The sequence below is a fragment of the Streptomyces sp. NPDC097129 genome (genome assembly GCF_055668065.1).
The window spans coordinates 1-1,173 of sequence record NZ_JBVOQE010000087.1 but is presented as its reverse complement, the minus strand read 5'-3'; the positions used below and the strand labels follow the sequence as shown (position 1 = coordinate 1,173).

1 protein-coding gene is annotated in these 1,173 nt (G+C 68.5%); it reads left to right on the top strand.

Annotation, left to right across the window (positions count from 1 at the left end; translation table 11 throughout):
• Positions 1-1,173: methionine adenosyltransferase (gene metK / locus AC0B9F_RS38295; RefSeq protein ID WP_472010448.1), on the top strand; the 1,173-nt coding region annotated here is incomplete at both ends.

Here is a 1,173-nt window from a genome sequence, read left to right as displayed (position 1 = left end):
ACCGAGGGTCATCCCGACAAGATCGCTGACCAGATCAGCGACACCATTCTCGATGCGCTCCTGCGTGAGGACCCGTCGTCCCGGGTCGCCGTGGAGACGCTGATCACCACCGGCCTGGTGCACGTGGCCGGCGAGGTCACCACCAAGGCGTACGCGGACATCGCCACGCTCGTCCGCGGCAAGATCCTCGAGATCGGCTACGACTCCTCCAAGAAGGGCTTCGACGGCGCCTCCTGTGGTGTGTCGGTGTCCATCGGCGCCCAGTCCCCGGACATCGCGCAGGGCGTGGACACGGCCTGGGAGAACCGGGTCGAGGGCGACGACGACGAGCTGGACCGGCAGGGCGCGGGCGATCAGGGCCTGATGTTCGGTTACGCCTCCGACGAGACGCCGACCCTCATGCCGCTGCCGATCTTCCTGGCGCACCGCCTGTCCAAGCGTCTGTCCGACGTGCGCAAGAACGGCACGATCCCCTACCTGCGCCCGGACGGCAAGACGCAGGTCACCATCGAGTACGACGGCGACAAGGCGGTCCGCCTGGACACCGTCGTGGTTTCCTCCCAGCATGCCTCCGACATCGACCTGGAGTCGCTGCTCGCGCCCGACATCCGCGAGTTCGTCGTGGAGCCGGAGCTGAAGGCCCTGCTCGATGAGGGCATCAAGCTGGACGCCGAGGGTTACCGTCTGCTGGTCAACCCCACCGGCCGCTTCGAGATCGGCGGTCCGATGGGTGACGCCGGCCTGACCGGCCGCAAGATCATCATCGACACCTACGGCGGCATGGCCCGCCACGGCGGTGGCGCCTTCTCGGGCAAGGACCCGTCCAAGGTGGACCGCTCGGCGGCGTACGCGATGCGCTGGGTCGCGAAGAACGTCGTCGCCGCCGGTCTCGCCTCGCGTTGCGAGGTGCAGGTGGCGTACGCGATCGGCAAGGCCGAGCCGGTGGGCCTGTTCGTGGAGACGTTCGGTACCGAGAAGGCCGCGATCGAGAAGATCGAGCAGGCCATCGACGAGGTCTTCGACCTGCGTCCGGCCGCGATCATCCGTGACCTGGACCTGCTGCGCCCGATCTACGCCCAGACGGCCGCCTACGGTCACTTCGGCCGCGAGCTGTCCGACTTCACCTGGGAGCGCACCGACCGCGTCGACGCGCTGCGCAAGGCCGCCGGCCTG